The organism is Chordicoccus furentiruminis, from assembly GCF_019355395.1.
GTDB lineage: Bacteria > Bacillota > Clostridia > Lachnospirales > Lachnospiraceae > Chordicoccus > Chordicoccus furentiruminis.
In genome coordinates this window covers 2,708,771-2,731,259 of record NZ_CP048829.1, presented here as the reverse complement: position 1 = coordinate 2,731,259, position 22,489 = coordinate 2,708,771, and the positions used below count along the sequence as shown (strand labels likewise).

Sequence of the window (22,489 nt, the reverse complement as noted above, 5' to 3'; positions counted from 1 at the left end):
CTGACCGGATTGTCATTCTATACTCAGCCACTTAATTTGTCAAATCTGCATAGAAATCAATCTTGATTTTTGTTCATATAGTTCGTATTTGTTCATATTTCCGTAACGATTCCGTCGGATCAATATGAAATCATTTTCACATTTTCCGGTCACTTCGCGCAAAAGACGTTGTCATCGCGTTTTTTCCGTTGTAGAATCTTACTGAAATACTTGTATTCAGCTACAGCAGGAGGAATCATGAAGGCACTCGAGGAGAAGATCCGCAGGGACGGCCAGGTTCGGCCGGGAAATATTCTGAAGGTAGACAGTTTTCTTAATCATCAGATGGACATCAGCTTCATCAACGAAATCGGAAAAGAGTTCTATCGCCTGTTCGGCGACCGCCCGATCACAAAGATCATCACGGTAGAAGCATCCGGTATCGGCATCGCCTGCATCACTGCGCAGTATTTTCACGTACCCGTTGTCTTCGCGAAAAAGTCCCAGAGCCTCAATCTGGACGGAAGCCTCTACATCACCAAAATCCGCAGCTACACCCACAGCCGCGTCTACGATGTCATCCTCTCGAAGAAGTTTCTCACGAGCGATGACCATGTTCTGATCATTGACGACTTCCTCGCAAACGGCTGCGCAGTCAACGGGCTGATCGATATCATCCAGATGGCCGGGGCCACGCTGGAGGGTGTGGGGATCTGTATCGAGAAGGGCTTTCAGGACGGCGGCCGCGAGCTTCGCGCACGCGGTGTCAATCTGAAATCTCTGGCCATCGTCCGCTCGATGACCGATACCGACATCGAGTTTGAGGAGCAGGACGAGTGATGGAAAGACAGGATGTATACGCCAGGCTGAAGGCGCTCCATGAGGAGCACCTTCTTCGCTTTTTCGGAGATCTGACGCCGGATGAACAGCAGGCGTTCCTCGCTCAGCTGTCATCCACGGATTTTTCCTGCCTTGCCTCTTTTCCGCACAGAACTGATCCGGTGCGTCACGGAGTCTTCTCTCCGCTGCCCGCGATGCGGCTGGATGACATCCACGCGCAGCGGGACGCATTCCGGACGCGCGGCCTTGAGGCGGCGGAAAAAGGTTCGCTGGGCGCGGTTCTGCTCGCCGGCGGGATGGGGACAAGACTCGGTGCCGACGGCCCGAAAGGCGTCTTCGATATCGGGGTCACGCATCCGGTCTATATCTTTCAGCGGATTTTCGAAAATCTGATGTACGCCGCGACGCGGATCGGCCGGCCGGTTCATCTGGCGGTCATGACAAGTGACCGGAACGACGGGGAAACCCGCTCGTTTCTCTCATCCCACGCTTTCTTCGGCTATCCGGCTGACTATGTCCATTTTTTCCGTCAGGAGATGGCGCCGGCTGTCGACGAGGAGGGGCATCTCCTTCTCGAGGCGCCCGGACGTCTCGCGACCTCTCCGAACGGAAACGGCGGCTGGCTTCGCTCGATGGCGGCTTCCGGCATCCTGGATCTCTTCTGCAGGGATGGAGTCCGCTGGCTCAACGTCTTTGCCGTTGACAATGTGCTTCAGAATATCTGCGATCCCATCTTCTTCGGCGCCACTCTGGAAAGCGGCCGTCCCTGCGGGGCAAAGGTCGTAAGAAAGGCCGGCCCGGAAGAGAAAGTAGGCGTGATGTGTCTCGAAGACGGCCGCCCGACAGTCGTGGAATACTACGAGCTGACCGACGAAATGCGGAACGCACGGGACGGGCAGGGCCGCTATCTGTATGATTTCGGCGTCATCAACAACTACCTCTTCCGGATCGAAGACGCCGTCCGTGTCATGAACGGCTCGATGCCGCTGCATTTTGCCCACAAAAAGATTGACTGCATCGATGAAAAGGGACGTCCTGTTCATCCGAAGGAACCCAACGGCTGGAAATTCGAGTATTTTATTTTTGATCTGATTCACGAACTGGACGGCTGCCTGCCGTTTGAAGTGGAACGGGACAGGGAATTTGCTCCGATCAAGAACCGTACCGGCGTCGATTCGGTTGAATCGGCCCGTGCCCTGCTGATCCGGAACGGCTTCCGGCTCTGATTCCGCTCACCGGCCGGTCAACAGAAAGGGTATACCTTCATGGAAGAAGAAAGAAAACTGGCGCTGCTCATCGATTCGGACAATGTGTCCTCAAAATACCTCAACGGTATTTTCGATGAGCTGTCTCAGTACGGCATTGTCACCTATCGCCGGATCTACGGCGATTTCACGAATCCGGCCAACGCGCGCTGGAGCACGAAGCTGCTGGAGAAGTCCATCATTCCGATCCAGCAGTTTTCCAACACCACCGGCAAGAATGCCACCGACAGCGCGCTGATCATCGACGCGATGGACCTGCTCTACAACTCCAACGTCGACGGCTTCTGCATCGTAAGCTCAGACAGCGACTTTACGCGTCTCGCCTCCCGTCTCCGCGAGTCCGGCAAGATCGTCATCGGGATGGGCGAGAAGAAGACGCCGGATTCCTTCCGCGCCGCCTGCACGGTTTTCACCGAGCTCGAAAACGTGCTGGCCAACGAGACGACGTCGCCGACCAGCCGGGACGCGATTGTCGCGGATATCATCAACATCATCACAAAGAACGACAACAACGGGAAGACGACCGGACCCGGTGAAATCGGCAGCCGGCTACAGAGCAAATACCCGGATTTCGACATCCGGACCTTCGGCTACAGTCAGCTGAGCAAATTCCTCGAGGATATCCCGGAACTGGATGTCACCAAATCAAGAAACTCCATCACCGTCTCGCTGAAGGATGATTCCGACGAGGACGATGAAGTGATCCGTGACATCCGCGACATCGTCAGGAGCCGCGGAAAAAAAGGCATCGCACTGGCGCCCCTCGGTCAGGAAATCCGCCGGAAGCATCAGGGTTTCAACGTCAAGCTTTACGGATACTCCCAGCTCTACAAGTTCATCGACTCGATCCCGGGCCTCATAATCCGGGGCGAATCGACCAACCGGAAAGTCTTCGCGGAACAGCCGGAGGCTCCGCGGAACTGAGTCCGTTTCCGTATAAGGAGGAAAAGAAGGAGCGGAACACCGGATCCGGCGTTCCGCTCCTTCTCTTATGCTCTCTTTTGTGTCCGCCATTCTTCCGGACCCGTCCGGCGCCTCAGAAGCGAACTTCACGTCCGTCACACGGACGGATCACTCCACCGTGACGCTCTTCGCCAGATTCCGCGGCTTGTCCACATCGAGTCCTCTGGCCACCGACAGATAATAGCCCATCAGCTGCAGCGGCACCACCGCCAGAGACGGGGTAAAGATTTCTTCTGTCTTCGGAATATAGACGACAAAATCCGCCGTATCCTCGATGTTGTAGTTGCCCGCCGACGTCAGTCCCATCAGGTAGGCGCCGCGGCTCTTCACCTCGACCATATTGCTGCGCGTCTTCTCGTAAAGATCGCTCTGGGTGCACACACCGATGACCAGCGTGCCGTTTTCGATCAGCGAAATCGTGCCGTGCTTCAGCTCGCCGGCCGCGTAGGCTTCAGAGTGAACGTAGCTCACTTCCTTCATCTTGAGGCTTCCCTCGAGGCTGATCGCGTAGTCGATGCCCCGCCCGATGAAGAAGGCGTTCTGCGCGTTCGCAAACTTCGCCGCGAACCACTGAATCCGTTCCTTGTCCTCGATGATCCGGCTGATCTGATCCGGAAGCTGCCCCATCGCCTCAAGATACTGCGCAAGACGCTCGTCCGGCAGCTTTCCTTCCTCTTCCGCGACAGCCAGCGCGAGCAGATACACCGCGATCAGCTGGCAGCTGTACGCCTTTGTCGTCGCGACAGCGATCTCCGGACCGGCATAGGTGTACATCACATGATCCGCCTCTCGCGCGATCGAGGACCCGATGACGTTGACGATCGCCAGCGTCAGGCAGCCCAGCTGCTTTGCGAGCCGGAGCGCCGCGAGGGAATCCGCCGTCTCGCCGGACTGGGAGATGATCACCACAAGCGAATTTTTTACAAGCTTCGGCGAGCGGTAGCGGAACTCGGAGGCAAAATCCACCTCCACCGGTACGTCCGTGATCTTTTCGATCACATACTTGCCCACCGTCGCGACATGATAGGCGGAGCCGCAGGCCACGATGTAGAGACGGTCAAGCTTTCCCAGCGCGCCCTGCTCAAGCTTCAGCGCATCCAGACAAATCGCGCCGTCCTTCACATACGCGTTCATCGTATCCCGGATCGCCTTCGGCTGCTCGTGAATTTCCTTGATCATGAAATGCTCGTACCCGCCTTTTTCGGCCGATGCGGCATCCCACTCGACGGTCTGCATTTCCTTCTGAATCTCATCGCCGTCAAGGTTATAGAACGTGATGCCGTCACGGGTGAGACGGCCCAGTTCCATGTTGCCGATATAGTAAATGTTTCTTGTGTGGTTCATGATGGCCGGGACGTCCGATCCGACATATGTGCCGTCGTCCGCGACGCCGAGGATCATCGGGCTGTCCTTCCGCGCGACATAGATCTCGCCGGGATAGTCCCTGAACATCAGGGCCAGCGCATAGGAGCCGCGGATTCGGACCAGCGCGTGGTTGATTGCATCCACCGGCGTGCCTTCGTACTTTTTGTAATAGTAGTCGATCAGCTTTACGGCGACTTCCGTATCGGTCTCGGAGTAGAAAGTATAGTTATGATGCAGCAGCTTCGTCTTCAGCTCCTGGTAGTTTTCAATGATGCCGTTGTGTACGCCGACCACATTCTTGTCATCGCTGTAATGCGGATGGGCGTTCGTCTCGGAAGGCTCCCCGTGCGTCGCCCAGCGCGTGTGGCCGATGCCGCAGCACCCTGGCACGGTCAGTCCGTTGTCCGTCTTGGCACGGAGATTTGAAAGCCTCCCCTTCGCCTTGACGATCGTCGGAACGCCATCGCCGTCACGCACTGCGATGCCAGCCGAATCGTACCCTCTGTATTCCAGTCTGGCGAGCCCGTCCAGCAGGATCGGCGCCGCCTGTCTCGTCCCTACGTATCCAACAATTCCGCACATATGACTGACTCCCTCATCTGATCTTCATATGGAACATGCAGCCGGAGGCCGTTCGCCTGAGGCAGGTATAAAAACCATATCATTGTATGCCGCCCCGTTCAGACTGTCAAGGCGGCGCCTCTGACCGCCGCAGCGCCTCCCGTCACTCGAGGCCCGTCGTCTCCGGAAGGCCCAGCATGATATTCATGTTCTGAACGGCCGCGCCCGAAGCGCCCTTGCCGAGATTATCAAAGAGCGCCGTCACCGTCGTCTGTTCCTCGTTCCCGCAGACCGCGATCTCCAGCCGGTTCGTACCGGCGAGACGGTCCGCGTACAGCGTGCCGCCCTGACTCCCGAACGGAAGCACCGACACGAAGTGCTCATCTCTGTAGTATCCGGAGAGCTTCCCGCAGATCTCCTCCGCGGTCGGCTGTCCGTTCAGCATCCGGTTCTGCAGCATGACTGTCGTCGCCATTCCGCGGTAGTAGTCGTCCACAACCGGCAGAAAGACCGGCGCGTGACGGAGACCGGACAGCTTCATCATCTCCGGCAGATGCTTGTGCCGGAGCGTGAGTCCGTAGAGTCCGGGAGCGGACAGCTCCGGCGCGCGTCTCTCCGCCTCATAGGCGGCGATCATCTTCTTTCCTCCGCCTGAATACCCCGTCAGCGAGAAGCAGGTGACCGGCGCATCCTGCGGAAGGATTCCCATCCGCACCAGAGGAGCCGCCGTGGAGATAAAGCCGGTCGCGTGGCACCCCGGATTGGCGACGCGGCGGCTCGACGCGATCCGCGCGCGCTGTTCCTTCGAAAGCTCCGGGAATCCGTAGTCCCAGCCCTCCGCCGTCCGGTGAGCCGTCGAGGCGTCGATCACACGGACATCCGGGTTGTCGATCAGAGACACCGCCTCCTCCGCTCCGGCGTCGGGAAGGCAGAGGAATACAAGATCCGCCGCATTCAGAAAGCGGCGCCGTTCCTCTCTGTCGTGGCGCTTGTCCTCATCGATCCTGAGAAGTTCAAGATCGTCCCGCATGCCGATGCGCTCATAGATCTCAAGTCCTGTCGTCCCGCTCTGTCCGTCAATATAGATTCTGACCTTTTTCATGTATGCCCTCTTTTCCGTCTTGTCTGTCTGCCCCTCACGTTCCCGGTCCGGCGCTGCCGCTTCCACGGCCGCGCCTTTTCTCCGGTCTGCTCCTCTTCTCAGCGGCAGAACAGCGTCTCTTTCGTCGAGCAGACCTTGTCCGCGATGCAGACGATGACCGCCTCCCTGCATGTCGGCGCGTGAAGCAGCGTCAGCGGCCACATATGGCTCCGGATGATCTTTTTTTCCCTCTCGTCCAGATCAAAGTCCTCCGAGGCCCGGCTGCAGGCGATTGCGGGATGGTGAAATCCGTGCAGACGGTCGCCGTGCACGTGCCAGTCATACAGGTAATAATCGTGCAGGAACGCGCCCCGGATCAGATCGCTCCGGTGGGAATGAAAATGCAGCGTCCGGTCGATCCGGTCGCTCAGTCTGGCCACCGCCATACAGTGATCATAGGTCGTGATCCTTCCGTGCTGGATGAACCGCTTCATACGCAGCGTCCGCGGATCGTCCGCGAGAGGAGCCAGAATCGCGGCCGTATCCGCCTCCCGGTCCGGTCCGGCCGCGCCTCTTCCGGATCCCGTCTTCTCCTTCCCGCTTTCGCCGGGAACTTCCGATTCTTTCGAAAGCCCGTTTCGTTCCCTACTCATTCCTTCTCCCTTATACCCACCTTGTACTCATTGCCGTAAAGTCCCAGCATAAAGAGCCTGTGCTTCGAGAAATCGAAGGTATCAAGCGGCTCCATCCGCCCCTCCGGCGTCGTGATCATCACATCATGAAAAAGAAAACTGTTGGCTCCGGCCGCCCGCAGCAGACGCTGCGCCTTGTGGGCAACCATCCCGTAATACACGACCTGACGGTCCGGCATTCTGTACTCGATGATCTTCGGGCTCCCGAGCTCCGCCTGGCGGCCTTTGATCCCGATGATGTCCGATGCGGCGTAGAACGCGCCGCCCTGAAACATCCGGTCCTTCGCCCCGTTCTCCGGGAAGCAGAAAAAACCGGTTTTCACCTTACCGCGTCCGGAGCCGATGTACTCATCCGAAATTCGCCGGACGGAATAGACCGTTCCGTTCAGTTCCACATCGGCCGGTTCGAGCCGGTTGAGGAGATCGGTGAGGAATGCATTCCCCTCCGCATCCACCTTTTTTTCAAGAGCGTCAAGAAAATCCATATAGGCCATATTTTCCTCCCGTCACTTTACCGCAAAGGGAGAAGTCCAGGCCCGCCTGCCGTCCCATGTGATCAGCTCCGCGCGCAGATACGACTCCTCCGATGTGATCCTGTAGTCCGTCTTTCCGTTTTTCATGACGGTCACGCGCTCCGGCGTCCAGATCGCGTTGCTGAGGAAAACCGCAGTCGTCACATCCTCCGAGCACTCCAGATGAACGGTTCCTTTTTCCCGGTCCAGCGCCAGCTCATGAATGACCGGGCGCTGGGTCGCGTAAAAGTTACCCGCCCGGAGCGCATCCTTCACGGTCTCCGACGTCAGCGCCACCGCGTTGACCATCGTGGCTGCCACGCACTGGTCGCCCTCATAGGCATGGGCGTCGTCGCTCGCGACCGCCGGCACAAGCCTTCCGTAGCTCGTCGCCCAGATATCAAACCACGCGGAGGAATCCGCCCGGCGGCCGTTGAACGGAAGATCCGAAACGGAATTGTAGATCTCAGCCGCTGTCAGCCCCTTCAGATTGAGGATGCCGCCGGGATCCATCACCGACCAGGCCGGATGCGCGAGGATCACAAGGCCCCCGTCCGCCCGGATTGCGTCGGCGATCGCCTGAGGCGCCGGATGAGGCGTCCGGCTGTAGTCGATCCCCCGGTTTTCTTTCATGCCGATCCCGAGAATGTGATACGTCGGAACGTCGTCCGGCCGATCCGTGTTGGCGCCGCCGTTGTCCCACTCGACGCCCGCCAAAAGAAGCATCGAACCGGCGGAAACGATGTCGCCGCCCTCTTCTCCGACCGGCCCGGACTGCCCCGGCTCAATCGTGCGTGACGGCTTTCTGTGGTCCGTAACAGCCACAAAGTCATAACCGTGCCGCCTGTATTCCTCCACCGCTTCCCGCGGACTCCTCTGGCCGTCCGAACGAGTCGTATGCATATGCAGATTGCCTTTGTACCAGCGGCCCCGGTCCTCAAAGAGAGATTGAAACATGCACCTGTCCTTTCCTGATCAGCGGACGAAATCCTTTTCCGTCCGCGCCGTCACTGCGTTTCTCCGCCGCGGATGATCCTCTGATAATGATAGAAGGAATCCTTCGGGATCCGTCTTCCGGTCGGGAAGTCCACATAGATGATGCCAAACCGCTCGCTGTAGCCGAGCGTCCATTCAAAGTTATCCATCAGCGACCACACAAAATAACCGGCGACGTCCGCGCCGTCGCGGACCGCCTTGTTCAGCTCGCCCAGATAGCGGTCCATAAAATCGATCCGGTTCGGGTCATGCACCCGCCCGTCCAGAGAGACCTCGTCATGAGCGGACATGCCGTTCTCCGTGATATAGATCGGGAGACGATAGCGCTCTGACAGGAAGCGGATCGCCCACCGCATCGCCTCCGGTGTCACGGGCCAGCCGTTCGCCGTCCGTGGGAACCCGTCATACCGTCTCACCCGTTCCGGCCGTCCGTCTTTTCCTGCCCGGACCTCCACGCCGTTGTAGAGGTTCTGACCGTGAAAATCCAGTTTCTCCGTGATGATCTCCCACTCATCGCGGCTGATGCCCGGAAGCGCATCGCCGAACAGCCGGAGCGTCTCCTCCGGATACCGCCCGAAATAAATCGGGTCAGTAAACAGGGCGACATTCCAGCCCGCTTCCTTCAGTTCCGTGCTGTCCGTATGGAAGGTTGCCCGCCGCGCCGCCTCGATATCCTCCGGCCGTTCGCTTGACGGGTAGTAGAACGCGCCGCAGGGCGCAAACCCGACTTTCACCGGACCGCGGCTGTGCTCACGAAGCGCCCGGACCGCCAGCCCGTGAGCCAGCAGAATATTCTTGTGAATCTGGAAAAACTCCCGGCGGCCCATCCTGAGACCCGGCGCGTGCTCACCGGTCACATATCCGAGCACCGAGACGCACTGCGGCTCATTGATCGTAAAGTAATGCTTCACCCGGCCGGAGAAGCGCTCCGCGATCAGCGCCGCGTACCCGGCGAACGCATCGGCGATCCCCGGATTGAGCCAGCCGCCCTTCATCTGAAGCGCGTACGGCAGTTCCCAGTGATAGAGCGTCACGAAAGGCTCGATGCCCTTCTCAAGGAGGGCGTCGACCAGATGGCTGTACCACGCCAGTCCTTCCTCATTGACCCGACCCGTCCCCTCCGGCAGCACACGGGCCCAGTCGATGGAAAAGCGGTAGCCGGTGATCCCCAGCTCCGCCATCAGCGCCACGTCCTCGTCCACATGGTGGTAGCTGTCGCAGGCCGTGTCTCCGTTCTGATCCATATAGATCCGCCCCTTCTCGTGGGCGAATACGTCCCAGATCGTGAGCCCCTTACCTCCCTCGAAGGCCGCGCCTTCCACCTGATACGCGGCTGTCGCCGCGCCCCAGACAAACTTCCGTTTCTCATCGTCCATTTTCAGAATCCCTTCTTTTATACCAGCCGCTTCTGATAACCGCCGGTCACATGTACACCCGTATGCTCAATGATAAAGGCCTGCGGATCCACAGCCAGAATGTCCTGCTTCACCTCATCGACCTCGTTTTTGGCGACCACGGTGACAAGAACCTCCGTTCCTTTTCCCGTGTAGGCTCCCATTCCCTTCCAGCATGTCACGCCGCGGATGTATTTTTTCATGATGACATCCCGGATCTCCGGATGATGGGTGAAAATCATCAGCTCCAGCTCGATGTTCTGATAATGGAAACGGTCGATCGCCACCGAGAAAAAGGCGATGAACAGAATCGAGTAGATGGCGACCGGAAGCTCGAACAGGACCGCCATCACCGCATAGAGACAGACATTGAACGTGAGGTTCATCAGCCCCACCGAAAACGTACCTTTCTGCGTGAGATAGACGCCCAGCAGATCGAGTCCGCCCGCGCTTCCCCCGTTGGTGAGAATCAGCCCGCAGCCGAATCCGCCGAACAGGCCCGCGATGGCGATATTCGCAAGACTGTCGCCGATCAGAGGCGACGCCGGAATCGGAAGAAATGTAAAGGCTGCCGTCTGCACGATGACCGAGAGTACCGTTCCCGCCAGCATCCTTCTGCTCATAGCCCGATAAGCCAGAAGAAACAGCGGGATATTCAGAGCAAAATTGACAAGTCCCGCCACATCCACGCCCCTGATTCCGCTGAAGGCAAGCGTCCGGATCAGCTGGGAAAGGCCGACGATGCCTCCCGCGTAGAGATGCAGCGGCATCATGAACCAGTTCACCGCGCAGGCGTAAATCAGGGAGCCGGCGGCGATCAGGAGCGCGTTGCCCGGCCGGAACGGGCGATACGGTCCGCGGATCACGTCCTCCGGCGCGGCACCCCCTCGTACGGACATATTCTCCTGCACAGCGTCTCCCCTCAAAGGCGCGGCGGTGCGGCCTCCGGCCGTCCTCCCGCCGCGCTCTTCGTTCACCAAGGCTTCACGCTGCCGATCAGTTCCTTTACATCGGAGACATGATTGGCGTCCATCCATTCGTTCATCTCATCGATCACATGAAGAGGAGCGTACGGATCACGGAAGATCGCCGATCCGACCTGAACCAGCGACGCCCCCGCCATCATCATCTCCACCGCCTTTTCACCGGAATCGACGCCGCCGATGCCGATCACCGGGATCTTCACCGCACGCGCCGTCTGCCAGACCATCCTGAGGGCGATCGGATAGATCGCGCTGCCGCTCATCCCCGCGAGATTGTTGCGGAAGACCGGACGGCGGGTTCTCAGATCGATCTTGAAGCCGTGGATGCTGTTCACAAGCGAGATGCCGTCCGCCCCCGCGCTCTCCGCCGCTTTCGCGATCTCGGCGACATTGCCAGCGTTGGGAGACAGCTTCACCACAAACGGTTTCTTCGTGAGCTTCCGGATCCGCGCCGTGATCATCTCCGTCGATTTCGCGCTCATCGCCAGCGGCTCCCCCGCCGTATTCGGGCAGGAAATATTGAGCTCGATCAGCGGCGCGTCCGTCTCCTCCAGCTTCCGGACAATCGCCTCGTACTCATCCGTCTCGAGCGCCGCCACATTTGTAAAAATATTGGTGTCCTTCGTCAGAAGGTTCGGCAGATCGTTCCGGATGTAGTAGTCGATACCCGGATTCTGCAGTCCCACCGAAAACAGCAGCCCGCTGTCGCATTCCGTGATGCGGACGCCCTCGTTTCCGGCCCGTTTATGAAGCGTCGTGCCCTTTGTGCAAAGTCCGCCCAGCCGGCTGAGCGGGAAAAATTCCTCATACTCCCGTCCGTACCCGAAGACGCCGGATGCCATCACGATCGGGTTTTTGAACCGTTTGCCAAATACCGTGCTGCTCAGATCAGCCATATCTGCATCCTCCCTTCCCGATCAGAAAACGACGTCCGCCGCGTTGAAGACCGGACCGTCCTTGCATACCCGCTTCACTTCCTCGCCGTCCGCCGTCCGGATCCGGCACTGACAGACGAGGCAGGCCCCGAGACCGCAGCCCATATGCTGCTCCAGCGACACCTCGCAGGGCGCGTGATATTTCGCCGCGACCGCCGCGATCGCCCGCAGCATCGGGGTGGGCCCGCAGGCATAAACCATATCCGGGACTTCCTTCTGCAGTTCCTCCTCAAGCGGAACCGTCACGAGTCCGTGGATGCCGGCAGATCCGTCGTCAGTGCAGAGAATCTGCGGCGTATGGAAGGAATCGAACGCGTCTGACAGAATGACGGCCGACTGTCCCCGGAAGCCGGTGATGGCCGTGGCCCGCTCATGATACCGGGAAGCGAGCGACACCATCGGCGGCACGCCGATTCCTCCGCCCGCCAGCAGCACGCGGCGCGCCTCCGGCAGCAGCGTGAAGCCGTGTCCGAGCGGTCCCATCACATCAAGCGCCGCATGCGGTCCGATGTCGACGAGATCACGGGTGCCGCTTCCCTTCGCCTGAAAGACGATGCGGAACGTGCCTTTCTCCGGACTGGTCCCGCAGATGGAAATCGGGCGCCGGAGCGAATGCCCCGGCACCGCGATATGGACGAACTGACCCGGCTGCGCGGCGGAGGCAATCTCCGGCGCGCAGATTTCGAAATCAAAAATATCTCTGGCGAGGTTTCGCCGTTTCACTACAGGGTAAAGGCCCTGAACGATGCTCATTCGCATATCCTCCTTTTCGGTCTTCTGAGAGGAGTATATCACAGAATGGCAAGTCAGTCCCCGACCGGACGGAAATCAGACGCCGGGTGCTTGCAGATCGGGCAGATGAAATCCGGCGGAAGCACCTCACCCTCGTAGATATAGCCGCAGATGATGCAGACCCAGCCCTTCTTCGACCGCTTCTCCGGCTTCGGCTTGATATTCGCAAAGTAGTAGGCATAGGTTGCCGAAGGCGTATCACCGAGCACGGCCCCGTCCGTGACATCCGCGATGAACAGCGTGTGGCTGCCGAGGTCGATGGACTGAATCACCTTCGCGGAGATATATCCGTTCACCTCTTCGTCCGCCAGATAGTAAAGGCCGTTTCCGGACCGTGCGAGCTCGACGCCCACAGTCTTGTCCTCGTCCCGTCCGCTCCGGAAGCCGAAGTGCTGAAAGGTTCCGAACTTTGCTTTCTCATCGAGAATCGAGACGTTGAAAACCCCTGTCTTCAGAATCATGTCATGGGTGTAGTTCTTCTTGTTGACCGAGATCGAGATCCGGTTCGGCTCGCTGGCGACTTGACAGACCGTGTTGATGATGCAGCCGTTGTCTTTCTCGCCGTCCCGGGCGGTGAGAACAAAGAGACCGTAGCTCAGATTGTACATGACCTTACTGTCCATATTCCGTAACCTCCTGTGTAAGAAAGTGTGCCCGGACTTTCCAGTCCGCCGGGCTTCTTCTGTCATTCTACCATAGTTATCTTCCGTTTTTCATCCGGAACCTTACGCAGGCGTCTGCATTTCCCGTCGGACCGCTCCGATAGAAAAATGCCCCCGCCCGGATCCGAAGGACCCGGACGGAGACATCCGACTGCATTACACACTCAGTTTCCGGTCCATGATCCATCCGGAAAGAATGTAGAAGACAGCTGACAGCGCCAGCGCGAGGAGCACGTGAACGGCGGTTCTGGCCCCGCTTCCTTCCACCGGCGGCTGTATGGACGATACGAGCTTCCACACCGCCGCGGCCAGCGCGAGGAAGATGCCGAAACTGATCCAGCCGCTGCCCTTCCGGCCGTTGAAAAAGGTTGACTGAAGCACCACCGCGAAGAAGGCCAGCACGATGAAGATCAGCCAGAGGCTGAAGACCGCGGCGATCGTCTCGAGAATTTCCGACGCGGTCCAACCGGCGACGGCCTGCATGATCAGTTTCCCGAACGGTGTTCCGACTGCGCCTCCGTCAATCATCACCGCCCCCTTCTGCATGAGAAGATACAGATCAAATATCGCAAGACCGCCGTACAGCCCGCCCGAAGCCGCGAGGCTGATGCCGTTCTCCAGCGCCTTGGCGCCGAGAATCTGATAGCTGTTCCGCGGCGTCATGAACAGCATGAAGCACTGCTTCGTGTTCAGCTCGTTGTGAAAGATCAGAATGCTGATCAGTCCGATGATCTGGACGCCGACGACCGCGCAGGCGATAAGGGCGAGAATCCCTCCCGTCAGCAGCCAGCTGTCGCTCATGTCCTCCATGCGGGCCGGGTTCAGCGTCAGAAGCCCGATCAGATAGCAGATCTCCGCGATGCCGGTCACGACCAGAAGCCCCATAGCAATGTTCCGGATCTTCCGGAACTCATATTTCATCAGTTTTCCCATCGTTCCATTCTCCTTCTCTCATCATTCACTGTTCACTCACGCCCGCCATCAGCGCTCTGTAGCGGTCCGTCAGCGAAACGTTTCGGGTCTGCCTGAGTTCCTCCGTATCTGCCTGCTCCACGATACGCCCCTGACGGACGAAGATCACCCGGTTGACAAAGGACTCGATCTCTTCCACCAGATGGCTGGAAATGATCATCGCCACATCCGGTCCCGAGGAACGGATGATCGCTTCCATGATCCGGTCCCTCGCCAGAAGATCGATGCCGTTCAGCGGCTCGTCCAGTAGATAAATCTCCGCGTTCCGCGCCATCGTGACCGCGATCTTCAGCTTCGCCGTCATGCCGGAGGAGAGGTTTTTCACTCTGAGGTTCTCCGTCAGTTCCATCTGGCCGAGCATCTCCCGGTACTTCTCCTCAGAAAAATCGTCGAAGAAATCCTGATAATAGCGCCCCACATCTTCAGCCGTCATCCAGTTGTAGAAAAACGGATCCGTCGGAAGATAGGCGATCTTCTTCCGGCTCTCCGTATCCGCCGGCTTTCCGTCCAGCAGCACCTCCCCTTCCGTCGGCTTCGCCAGTGTCGCCGCGATCTTCATCCATGTCGTCTTTCCGCTTCCGTTGGGGCCGAGCAGCGCGTAGATATTGCCCGGCTCGATCCGGACGCTGGCATCTTTCAGCACCGGCTTGTTCAGATAGTATTTGCTGACACTCTTTGTCTCCAGCATCACATTTCCTCCTTCAGTCTGCCCCGGATCTCCTCATCGGTGTACCCGAGCTCCCGCATGTTCCTCAGAAATTCCCCGACCAGATTTCTGGCCATCTCCGTCCGGATCCGATCACGTGCGCCCTCATCTCCCGTCACAAACGTACCCAGTCCGCGCTTCGTCGTGCAGACGCCCTGCGCCTCCAGCACCTGATAGACGCGGGCGGCCGTATTCGGGTTGATCTTCCACGCGACGGCAAGCTCTCTTCCGGACGGAAGCTTCTCTCCCGGCTTCAGCCGGCCGGCCGCGATATCGGTCTCAATCGCATGCACCACCTGAAGATAGATGGGCAGCGATGTATTCAGCTCCATTCTCTGTCTCCTTTCCGTTCAGCTTGTGTACTAGTTATATAATACACTATTGCTCTAGTCAAGTGGTTTTTGTTTTTTTTGGAAAATGCATCCGCCGTTCCGAAGATGTTGCTCCGGCAACATACAGGTCCGGAACGCTGTGCTAATCTGACTGCAGTGACAGGAAACAGGCACACAAAAGCCGGATCTTTGGAACCGGCGTATGAAAAGAGGAGAATATGATGGAACAGGCTATGTTCTGCTATCAGTGTCAGGAAACAGCAGGAGGAAAGGGCTGCACACGCTGCGGCGTCTGCGGCAAGAAGCCGGAAGTGGCCCGGATGCAGGATCTTCTGATCTATGTGACGAAGGGTCTTTCCTGCGTCACCACTGAGCTCAGGAAGGAAGGAAAGGAAATCGGAAAGGATGTCAACCATCTGGTGACACTGAACCTTTTCACCACCATCACCAACGCCAACTTCGACCGGGAGGCGATCGTCCGGAAAATCTGCGATACGCTCGAGATGAAGCGTTCTCTGCTTGCCCTCTGCGCCGGATCCGGCCGTCTTCCGGAAGCCGCGCGCTGGGACGGCAATCCGGACTCCTTCGATGAGAAGGCGGCCTCTGTCGGCGTGCTGGCGACGGAAAACGAGGATATCCGCAGTCTCCGCGAACTGATCACCTACGGTCTCAAGGGTCTCTCCGCCTACACGAAGCATGCCAACGCGCTGCTGAAGGAAAACGAGGAGGTCGACGCGTTCATTCAGCGGGCGCTGGCCGCGACGCTCGACGACAGCCTGAGCGCGGACGATCTCGTCGCACTCACGCTGGAAACCGGCAAGTACGGCGTAACGGGCATGGCGCTGCTCGACGAGGCCAATACAGGCGCCTACGGCAGCCCGGAGATCACCAGGGTCGATCTCGGCGTGCGGAGCAATCCGGGCATCCTCGTCTCCGGCCATGACCTCCGTGATCTGGAGATGCTGCTTGAGCAGACGCAGGGCACCGGCATTGACGTCTACACGCATTCGGAGATGCTGCCGGCCCACTACTATCCGGCATTTAAAAAGTACCCGAACTTCGCCGGCAACTACGGCAACGCGTGGTGGAAGCAGAAGGAAGAGTTTGCTTCCTTCAACGGACCGATTCTGATGACGACCAACTGCGTCGTTCCGCCCGCGGACAGCTACAGGGACCGCCTCTGGACAACAGGCGCCACCGGCGTGCCGGGCTGCCGCCATATTGACGGCGCCTACGGCGAGACGAAGGATTTCTCCGGCATCATCGAGCAGGCGAAGCACTGCGCTCCGCCGACGGAGCTTGAGACGGGCACGATCGTCGGCGGCTTCGCCCACGAGCAGGTCTTTGCCCTCGCGGATAAGATCGTGGATGCGGTGAAGTCCGGTGCCATTCGCAAGTTCGTCGTGATGGCCGGCTGCGACGGCCGCATGAAGTCCCGGGAGTACTACGCCGAATTTGCGAAGCGTCTTCCGAAGGATGTGGTGATTCTGACCGCCGGCTGCGCGAAGTACAAGTACAACAAACTTCCGCTGGGCGACATCGGCGGCATCCCCAGAGTGCTGGACGCCGGACAGTGCAATGACAGCTACTCTCTGGCTCTGATCGCGCTCAAGCTGAAGGAGATCTTCGGGCTCGACGACGTCAATCAGCTCCCGCTGGCGTTCAACATTGCCTGGTACGAGCAGAAGGCCGTCATCGTCCTGCTCGCCCTGCTCTCCCTCGGAGTGAAGAATATTCACCTCGGACCGACGCTTCCGGCCTTCCTCTCTCCGAACGTGACCGATGTGCTGGTCAAAAACTTCGGCATCGCCGGCATCACCACAGTGGACGAGGATCTGAAGCTGTTCTTCGGAGAAAACTGACACTGTCCGTTCATCGCAAAAGGGTCGCTGCATCTGCAGCGGCCCCTTTCTTTTATTCGAGTACAAGCGCCGGATGGAAGTTCAGATAATCTCCGCTCACCAGCATGTAGCGGATTCCGTGAAACGTGCCCCTGATGCTGTCTCCGAAGCGCGCCTTCCCGTGACAGTGGGAGTACACCACAGCCGAGACACCGTACTCCTCCGCGACTTTCGTGAAAGGCGACTCCGTCTCCAGAATACTGGTCGGCGGATAATGCAGAAACATGATGAAGCGTCGGTACCCGGCCGCCTCCGCCAGACCGAACGACGTCCGCAGCCGCTTCATCTCCCGCTCCACAAGACGGTCCGCCTGCGCCTTCTTCTCTTCGTCCCAGCCGGTGATCCGTCCCCTCCGGTCGAGGTAAAACGGGCCCTCGAAGGTGTATCCCTTCGTCCCGACCAGGGCAAAATCCTCATATGTCTCAAATGAGTTCTGAAGAAAATGCAGCCGTCCCCCGTACATCTCATTGAGGCGCGCCGTGTGCCCGGCCTCCCAGAACATGTCATGATTGCCGCGTAAAAGGATCTTACGGCCGGGCAGATTCTCGATGAAGGCGAGATCCTCGCGGCATTCCTCCAGTTTCCGTCCCCACGAATGATCGCCCGTGAGGACCAGCGTGTCCTCCGGCTTCACAGTCTGCCGGACAAAGGTCCCGATCTTCCGCTCATGGTGCTTCCACACCCGGCCGAAGGCGTCCATCGGTTTGTCTGCCTGAAAGCTGAGATGAAGATCCCCCAGTGCGTACAGTGCCATCGGCTCCTCCTTTCGCCACAGCTTATACTGAAGATCATACCACCATCCGTCCGGCCTGCACAGCGTCCTGCATCCGCGCCGCCCTTCATCCGTCAGTGAACGTACGCACACTGAATCCGTCCCCTTCTGTCGTCAGAATCACCGCCCCCTGACGGTCTGTCCGGAAAACCTTTGTGTGTGCGGCTTTCAGTCGGTTCAGAAGCGTGTCGTGAGGATGACCGTAGTCGTTCCCGGCTCCGCAGCTGATCACGCTGATCTCCGGACGCACCGCCTCCAGAAATGACTTCGGAGTCGAATATTTCGAGCCGTGATGCGCCACCTTCAGACAGTCATACCGTTTGTGTCCGGCTGCGAGATAGTCCTCCAGCTGCCGCTCGCCCGCACCGCTTACATCTCCTGTGAGCAGCGCATTGAAACGACCGTAGCGCAGTGAAAGCACAATGCATTGCCCGTTGCTGTCCGCCGGCACAGTCTCACAGGCGGGATCCGGATTCAGGACATCGAGACAAAGTCCGCCTGTCCGGATCCTGTCCCCCTTCGAAACCGCGAGCACCCGCGCGCCGGCCTCCCGTGCAAGTGCGCCCAGTTCCAGATAATCCTCATCGGGATGTCGCAGATACGGGAGGACCAGCGTCCCGACCCTCACCGGCGTCCGGCGCTCCCGGATCATGTCGAGCATCTCACGGATGCCGTTCATATGATCCGCGTCCATATGCGTGACAAAGCAGTAGTCAATCCGGGCGCGGCCCTCACTCTCAAGACACGGGAGAATCCGACGAGTGCCGCAGCTTCCGACCGACGAGGAGCCTCCGTCAACCAGCACGGTCGATTCCTCTCCCGTCTCGATCAGAATCGAATCCCCCTGCCCCACCGACTGAAAGATGATCTTCATCCCGTGAAGCGGAGGCTTCCTCAGTGTCAGCACAAGCGGAGGCAGAAGAAGAAGCAGCAGAAAACGCCGCCGGCTTCTCCGGAGCGCCCACAGGGCAAATGACCATGCGGACAGAAGCGCAAAATAAAGAACGATCTGCCAGACGGCGGGCTGTCCGAGAACCGGAGAAGCAAACGGAAGACTCTGTATGAAGCCGAGCAGCCGATGGAGAAGCCGGAGAAGCACCGTACCCGGGACCGCTGCTGGCGTCGATCCCAGCCCGGAGGCCGCCTCCGGAGACAGAGGCCGGCCAGCAAGCGCGGCGGCTGCTTCCCGGACCGCCTCCGCCGCGGTCCCGGCCGCTCCCAGCCCCAGCAGGGTGGGAAGCAGCGGCACGGCCAGCAGATTGACCGGAATGCTCAGGAGCGGCATCTCCGAGCCGGCACGAAGGACAAAAGGCAGCATAATCAGCGTCAGCTCCAGCATCTGCTCGGGCCGCCCCCTGCCGGAAAACAGACAGCCCGCGGCCATCGCCGCGCAGCTCATCTGAAACCCGGGAAAAAGAAGATAATCCGGATTTCCCAGCAGAATCAGAACCGCAGCGACGGAAAGCGCCGTGGGCGGATCATAGGTACGTCCGGTCATCTCCGCGCCGACCGCAAGGACAAACATCAGGAACGCGCGGACAGTCGACACGGATCCGCCGGTGAAAACCGTATAGAGGAGCATCAGAGCACAGACTGCGAAGCCGGCGCCCCGGATGCTCAGGTGCATTTTCCTGAGAAGGCGGTACAGCCCCATACCGAGCAGCGTCAGGTGGAGACCTGAAATCGCCAGCATATGCGTCACACCGCCGGTGCGCCAGAGAGACCGGACACTGTCATCCAGCCCGGTGCGGTCCCCGGTCATCATCGCGCAGAAAACGTCTTCCGCATCATCGGGAAAGGCTGCGCGGATCATCCGATTCACCTCCGAGCGGATTCCGGCGAGCGCGCAGGTGAAGCCGTCGCGCTCTGCGCTCCGCAGCGTCAGCGAAGGGGAACGCATCAGAAACCGGATGCCGCGTACACGGTCCTGAAGCGCCGTGTCCGTCTGTCCCGGATTCTCCGGCCCGCGGATTTTCTCCACCGCGCCCCGCGCCTCCAGAACATTGCCGGGTTCATATCGGCATCGGTCGCGGCAGATCAATTTTACTCTGGAAATAAGATAATCTTTCGATTGAAAGGTAAGAACGGGCCGGTCAAGAATCACAACGGAATAAGACTCCTGCGCCCTCGTTTCCGCGACCTTCCCCGTGATCCGATAAGAACGGGGTATATCGAACAGTGCTTCCGCTCCGGCCGTTCCGGGCGGGTCCGGTCTCAAGGGAGAGCCGGACAGAGTCAGAAGCGAAAAGAAGAGAAGAACGAGCAGGCACAGGAGAGCCGCAGGCCGTCGCCGCATGACCGCCCTCCTTCCGCACCGGCAGCCGGCCGGAGGATCCGCCGATTCGCAGGATCCTCCTCCGCTGCGTCGGGCCGGTGCTCAGTCCGTGCTTTCGATGGAATCGTTCACCAGACTCATATCCGGTTTAAACGGCTTCCCGAGTTTCATCGTCTGACGGAACGTCAGATTGGAATCGCCGTCGATCGCAAACTGCACCTCATGGATATCCCTGCAGTTCTCGCAGATGGAATCGACGATGGAATAGATCGGTATTTTTTCGTCAACACTGAGCGGACTTGAGATAAAGGTATCGTTCAGATTGACGTAGCAGATTCCGTTGGAGGATGTCACGGAGATGATCTGCAGATTTGACGGCACAGTCGGATCATTGCCCTCTACCTTCGGTCCCGCGATGATCCGTTCGACGATCGCCCACTCCAGCGGCTTGCTGGCGCTGTAGTAGATCGATCTCGACTCCCGGTTCAGCGTCTCTCCGTCCTTGGAGGCGAAGAAAAGGTCGATGGATGTGTGCGTGATCGCATTGATCATCTTGCCCGAATCCTCGACAAAGGTATCCGCGTTCATGACGCCGAGCGTCTTGCCGTCCGCCGCCTTCGCGTCCGCCCCGTCCACGGTGAACTGCACGCCGTCGATGCTGTCCAGCTGAACCATCGTCCGCACCACGCCGGCACGGGCCAGCACCTCCCGGGTGCTCGACAGCTTCTCATATCCCTTTGAGAAGTCCAACGTAAGCAGTCCGCCCGACACTTCGGATTTCTGCAGCGTCACGTTATCAGGTAGCAGGGCCTGATAGTCCGCCTCCTTCGGCACTGTCTGCATGGCGGCGATCAGATGATCCACCTGATCCGCGACCGATCCGTCCGGCGCCGGTTCGCTGACGGTCACAAGACCGTCCCCTTCCCGGTTCAGATAGTAGACAAGCAGTCCGGATTCACTCTTTCCGTCCTTCCCGCCCGGAGCGCCGAAGCTGCAGGCTGTCAGCGTCACAGCGGCGGCGCTGATGAGGGCAAGGAGCCGGAACCCTTTTCTTTCTCGTCTCATCTCAGTTCTCCTGCCTGACCAGCGGGATCCGCACCATAAAGGTGGTCCCCTTTCCGAGCATGCTGCTGACCTTGATCACGCCGCGGTGCAGCACGATGACGCTCTTCGTGATGGAGAGCCCGAGCCCGGTTCCTTCGATCTCGGTGGAATGCGATTTGTCACCGCGGTAAAAGCGTTCGAAAATATGATCGACCTGATCCTCCGCGATGCCGAGGCCGCAGTCCGCCACTGAAACATAAAAGTATTTGCTGTCCGCCTTCAGCGTCACCCTGACCCATCCCTCATCGATATTGTACTTGATTCCGTTCTCGATCAGGTTGGAGAAGGCGAGGGACATCTTCATCTCGTCTACCTCCGCCGTCACCGGCTGGTACGGATCGAGGATCAGGTCGATGCTCCGTTTGTCGGCGATCGGCTTCAGACGTTTGATGATCTGCTCCAGCATCGGACCGATCTCCACCTTCGACCAGTTCATGCTGGCCGCCTTTTTGTCGAGCCGGACCATCGTCAGCAGGCTGGTAATGATGCTGTTCTCGCGGTCGATCTCCGTTGTGATGTCACTCATGAATTCCCGGTAGACTTCAACCGGTACGTTGTCCGCGCCGTTAATTGAGTCCGCCAGCACCTTCATGGAGGTCAGCGGAGTCTTGAGCTCATGGGAGACGTTGGACACAAACTCCTGTCTGGAGTTGTCAAGCGCCCGGACGCGGGCGAGCATATTGTTGAACGCCTCGATGATCTGCATGGTCTCCGAGTAATCCGGCACGGAGATCGCCTGATCCTCGAACCCGTCTGTCACATCCTCAATCGCGCGGGTGACGTCATGGAACGGCTTGACCAGCATATTGGCCAGAACGAAACCCATCAGCAAAATCGCCGTACTCATCAGCACCACGATGAGCGTCGCCTGATTCTCAAGATACCTCACCGTCTGCAGGATCTCATTCGTGGAAATGGACGCGAGAAGCACGCCCTTCACCTCCGATGAGCGGCCGTCGGTGATGGGTGCGGTGATTTCGATAAAAGCGTTCCGGTTGTCGTAGTGAGTGGAGCCGCTCCCGCTCTGGAAGCAGCTGATGACTTCCTTGGATACGGACGTCTTGCCCGAATCGATATCAAACGTATCCTTGATCACCTTGTAGCTTGAATCGACGATCAGGATCCGCCCATTGTAGACGTTGCCCACCAGCGTAAGCTCGCTGTCCAGCAGCTTCGACGACGGCCGCTCGAGAAAGCCTTCCGATACGACAAGGTTGCACAGCATGTCGCACTGGTTCTTGACGTTGCTGATCCGTACAGAGACCGCTCTGTCTTCATAGCTCCGGACGATAATGGACGAAGCGATGATCACCGGAGCCAGACCGATCACGATCAGGACCAGCATGATCCGGAACCGGAGACTCCGGAAATAATTCTGTTTTTTCTTCTTCTGTTCAGCTGGCGTAG

At 58.8% G+C, this 22,489-nt stretch carries 21 protein-coding genes; 4 read left to right on the top strand and 17 right to left on the bottom strand.

Annotation, left to right across the window (positions count from 1 at the left end):
- Positions 1-237: 237 nt before the first annotated feature.
- The 3 genes from G4C92_RS12445 to G4C92_RS12435 are packed head-to-tail and all read left to right on the top strand — an operon-like array spanning position 238 to position 3,008.
- Entirely contained in the window at positions 238-819 is a 582-nt protein-coding gene (locus tag G4C92_RS12445) for a xanthine phosphoribosyltransferase (RefSeq protein ID WP_274940154.1), read from the top strand.
- On the top strand, positions 819-2,045 hold the full coding sequence (locus G4C92_RS12440) for a UTP--glucose-1-phosphate uridylyltransferase (protein WP_274940153.1): 1,227 nt from the start codon (positions 819-821) through the stop codon (positions 2,043-2,045). The genes G4C92_RS12445 and G4C92_RS12440 overlap by 1 nt, the downstream gene beginning before the upstream one ends.
- 39 nt (positions 2,046-2,084) lie before the next feature.
- Positions 2,085-3,008, top strand: a complete 924-nt coding sequence (locus G4C92_RS12435) for an NYN domain-containing protein (RefSeq protein WP_274940152.1) — start codon at positions 2,085-2,087, stop codon at positions 3,006-3,008.
- Between the two features lie 147 nt (positions 3,009-3,155).
- Here G4C92_RS12435 and glmS read toward each other — a convergent pair whose 3' ends face one another.
- The 13 genes from glmS to G4C92_RS12370 all read right to left on the bottom strand — a co-directional run bounded on the left by glmS (position 3,156) and on the right by G4C92_RS12370 (position 15,030).
- Positions 3,156-4,994 carry a glutamine--fructose-6-phosphate transaminase (isomerizing) gene (gene glmS / locus G4C92_RS12430; protein WP_274940151.1) on the bottom strand — a complete coding sequence of 613 codons (1,839 nt, stop codon included), beginning with the start codon at positions 4,992-4,994 and terminating at the stop codon, positions 3,156-3,158.
- A gap of 142 nt (positions 4,995-5,136) precedes the next feature.
- Positions 5,137-6,075 (bottom strand): N-acetyl-gamma-glutamyl-phosphate reductase, encoded by a 939-nt coding sequence (gene argC / locus G4C92_RS12425; protein WP_274940150.1) that lies wholly within the window; start codon positions 6,073-6,075, stop codon positions 5,137-5,139.
- 98 nt (positions 6,076-6,173) lie between these two features.
- Positions 6,174-6,707: an HD domain-containing protein gene (locus tag G4C92_RS12420; RefSeq protein ID WP_274940149.1), complete on the bottom strand. Its 534-nt coding sequence runs from the start codon at positions 6,705-6,707 to the stop codon at positions 6,174-6,176.
- Entirely contained in the window at positions 6,704-7,240 is a 537-nt protein-coding gene (locus G4C92_RS12415; RefSeq protein WP_274940148.1) for a hypothetical protein, read from the bottom strand. Before G4C92_RS12415 ends, G4C92_RS12420 begins: the two co-directional genes overlap by 4 nt.
- Positions 7,241-7,252: 12 nt before the next feature.
- Complete coding sequence (locus tag G4C92_RS12410; protein ID WP_274940147.1) at positions 7,253-8,215, bottom strand: PHP domain-containing protein; 963 nt, start codon at positions 8,213-8,215, stop codon at positions 7,253-7,255.
- A gap of 50 nt (positions 8,216-8,265) precedes the next feature.
- Positions 8,266-9,630: a GH1 family beta-glucosidase gene (locus G4C92_RS12405; protein ID WP_274940146.1), complete on the bottom strand. Its 1,365-nt coding sequence runs from the start codon at positions 9,628-9,630 to the stop codon at positions 8,266-8,268.
- A gap of 17 nt (positions 9,631-9,647) precedes the next feature.
- Positions 9,648-10,547 (bottom strand): YitT family protein, encoded by a 900-nt coding sequence (locus G4C92_RS12400; protein WP_274940145.1) that lies wholly within the window; start codon positions 10,545-10,547, stop codon positions 9,648-9,650.
- 74 nt (positions 10,548-10,621) lie between these two features.
- Positions 10,622-11,527, bottom strand: a complete 906-nt coding sequence (locus tag G4C92_RS12395; protein ID WP_274940144.1) for a dihydroorotate dehydrogenase — start codon at positions 11,525-11,527, stop codon at positions 10,622-10,624.
- Positions 11,528-11,548: 21 nt separating this feature from the next.
- A complete protein-coding gene (locus G4C92_RS12390; RefSeq protein ID WP_274940143.1) occupies positions 11,549-12,319 on the bottom strand; it encodes a dihydroorotate dehydrogenase electron transfer subunit in 771 nt (256 codons plus the stop codon).
- Positions 12,320-12,372: 53 nt separating this feature from the next.
- Positions 12,373-12,981 (bottom strand): flavin reductase, encoded by a 609-nt coding sequence (locus tag G4C92_RS12385; protein ID WP_274940142.1) that lies wholly within the window; start codon positions 12,979-12,981, stop codon positions 12,373-12,375.
- Between the two features lie 195 nt (positions 12,982-13,176).
- Positions 13,177-13,953, bottom strand: a complete 777-nt coding sequence (locus G4C92_RS12380; protein WP_274940141.1) for a hypothetical protein — start codon at positions 13,951-13,953, stop codon at positions 13,177-13,179.
- 25 nt (positions 13,954-13,978) lie between these two features.
- Entirely contained in the window at positions 13,979-14,680 is a 702-nt protein-coding gene (locus tag G4C92_RS12375; protein ID WP_274940140.1) for an ABC transporter ATP-binding protein, read from the bottom strand.
- Positions 14,680-15,030 (bottom strand): GntR family transcriptional regulator, encoded by a 351-nt coding sequence (locus G4C92_RS12370; RefSeq protein WP_274940139.1) that lies wholly within the window; start codon positions 15,028-15,030, stop codon positions 14,680-14,682. The genes G4C92_RS12375 and G4C92_RS12370 overlap by 1 nt, the downstream gene beginning before the upstream one ends.
- A 221-nt stretch (positions 15,031-15,251) precedes the next feature.
- On the opposite strand from G4C92_RS12370, the gene hcp reads away from it, so the two are divergent.
- On the top strand, positions 15,252-16,892 hold the full coding sequence (hcp, locus tag G4C92_RS12365; RefSeq protein ID WP_274940138.1) for a hydroxylamine reductase: 1,641 nt from the start codon (positions 15,252-15,254) through the stop codon (positions 16,890-16,892).
- Positions 16,893-16,944: 52 nt separating this feature from the next.
- Here hcp and G4C92_RS12360 read toward each other — a convergent pair whose 3' ends face one another.
- From G4C92_RS12360 to G4C92_RS12345, 4 genes are all read right to left on the bottom strand, one after another.
- Positions 16,945-17,685 carry a metallophosphoesterase gene (locus G4C92_RS12360; protein ID WP_274940137.1) on the bottom strand — a complete coding sequence of 247 codons (741 nt, stop codon included), beginning with the start codon at positions 17,683-17,685 and terminating at the stop codon, positions 16,945-16,947.
- An 85-nt stretch (positions 17,686-17,770) separates the two neighbouring features.
- On the bottom strand, positions 17,771-19,999 hold the full coding sequence (locus G4C92_RS12355) for a DNA internalization-related competence protein ComEC/Rec2 (RefSeq protein ID WP_274940136.1): 2,229 nt from the start codon (positions 19,997-19,999) through the stop codon (positions 17,771-17,773).
- Between the two features lie 81 nt (positions 20,000-20,080).
- On the bottom strand, positions 20,081-21,043 hold the full coding sequence (locus G4C92_RS12350) for a GerMN domain-containing protein (protein ID WP_274940135.1): 963 nt from the start codon (positions 21,041-21,043) through the stop codon (positions 20,081-20,083).
- 1 nt (position 21,044) lies between these two features.
- Positions 21,045-22,427 carry a sensor histidine kinase gene (locus G4C92_RS12345; RefSeq protein WP_274940134.1) on the bottom strand — a complete coding sequence of 461 codons (1,383 nt, stop codon included), beginning with the start codon at positions 22,425-22,427 and terminating at the stop codon, positions 21,045-21,047.
- Positions 22,428-22,489 lie beyond the last annotated feature (62 nt).

Coding starts and splice junctions, on each gene's coding strand:
- G4C92_RS12445 (WP_274940154.1), top strand. CDS start 238: ATGAAGGCACTCGAGGAGAAGATCCGCAGGGACGGCCAGGTTCGGCCG.
- G4C92_RS12435 (WP_274940152.1), top strand. CDS start 2,085: ATGGAAGAAGAAAGAAAACTGGCGCTGCTCATCGATTCGGACAATGTG.
- G4C92_RS12370 (WP_274940139.1), bottom strand. CDS start 15,030: ATGGAGCTGAATACATCGCTGCCCATCTATCTTCAGGTGGTGCATGCG.
- G4C92_RS12375 (WP_274940140.1), bottom strand. CDS start 14,680: ATGCTGGAGACAAAGAGTGTCAGCAAATACTATCTGAACAAGCCGGTG.
- G4C92_RS12410 (WP_274940147.1), bottom strand. CDS start 8,215: ATGTTTCAATCTCTCTTTGAGGACCGGGGCCGCTGGTACAAAGGCAAT.
- glmS (WP_274940151.1), bottom strand. CDS start 4,994: ATGTGCGGAATTGTTGGATACGTAGGGACGAGACAGGCGGCGCCGATC.
- G4C92_RS12355 (WP_274940136.1), bottom strand. CDS start 19,999: ATGCGGCGACGGCCTGCGGCTCTCCTGTGCCTGCTCGTTCTTCTCTTC.
- G4C92_RS12380 (WP_274940141.1), bottom strand. CDS start 13,953: ATGGGAAAACTGATGAAATATGAGTTCCGGAAGATCCGGAACATTGCT.
- G4C92_RS12360 (WP_274940137.1), bottom strand. CDS start 17,685: ATGGCACTGTACGCACTGGGGGATCTTCATCTCAGCTTTCAGGCAGAC.
- G4C92_RS12350 (WP_274940135.1), bottom strand. CDS start 21,043: ATGAGACGAGAAAGAAAAGGGTTCCGGCTCCTTGCCCTCATCAGCGCC.
- G4C92_RS12345 (WP_274940134.1), bottom strand. CDS start 22,427: ATGCTGGTCCTGATCGTGATCGGTCTGGCTCCGGTGATCATCGCTTCG.
- G4C92_RS12415 (WP_274940148.1), bottom strand. CDS start 7,240: ATGGCCTATATGGATTTTCTTGACGCTCTTGAAAAAAAGGTGGATGCG.
- G4C92_RS12405 (WP_274940146.1), bottom strand. CDS start 9,630: ATGGACGATGAGAAACGGAAGTTTGTCTGGGGCGCGGCGACAGCCGCG.
- G4C92_RS12440 (WP_274940153.1), top strand. CDS start 819: ATGGAAAGACAGGATGTATACGCCAGGCTGAAGGCGCTCCATGAGGAG.
- G4C92_RS12390 (WP_274940143.1), bottom strand. CDS start 12,319: ATGAGCATCGTTCAGGGCCTTTACCCTGTAGTGAAACGGCGAAACCTC.
- G4C92_RS12420 (WP_274940149.1), bottom strand. CDS start 6,707: ATGAGTAGGGAACGAAACGGGCTTTCGAAAGAATCGGAAGTTCCCGGC.
- argC (WP_274940150.1), bottom strand. CDS start 6,075: ATGAAAAAGGTCAGAATCTATATTGACGGACAGAGCGGGACGACAGGA.
- hcp (WP_274940138.1), top strand. CDS start 15,252: ATGGAACAGGCTATGTTCTGCTATCAGTGTCAGGAAACAGCAGGAGGA.
- G4C92_RS12395 (WP_274940144.1), bottom strand. CDS start 11,527: ATGGCTGATCTGAGCAGCACGGTATTTGGCAAACGGTTCAAAAACCCG.
- G4C92_RS12400 (WP_274940145.1), bottom strand. CDS start 10,547: ATGTCCGTACGAGGGGGTGCCGCGCCGGAGGACGTGATCCGCGGACCG.
- G4C92_RS12385 (WP_274940142.1), bottom strand. CDS start 12,981: ATGGACAGTAAGGTCATGTACAATCTGAGCTACGGTCTCTTTGTTCTC.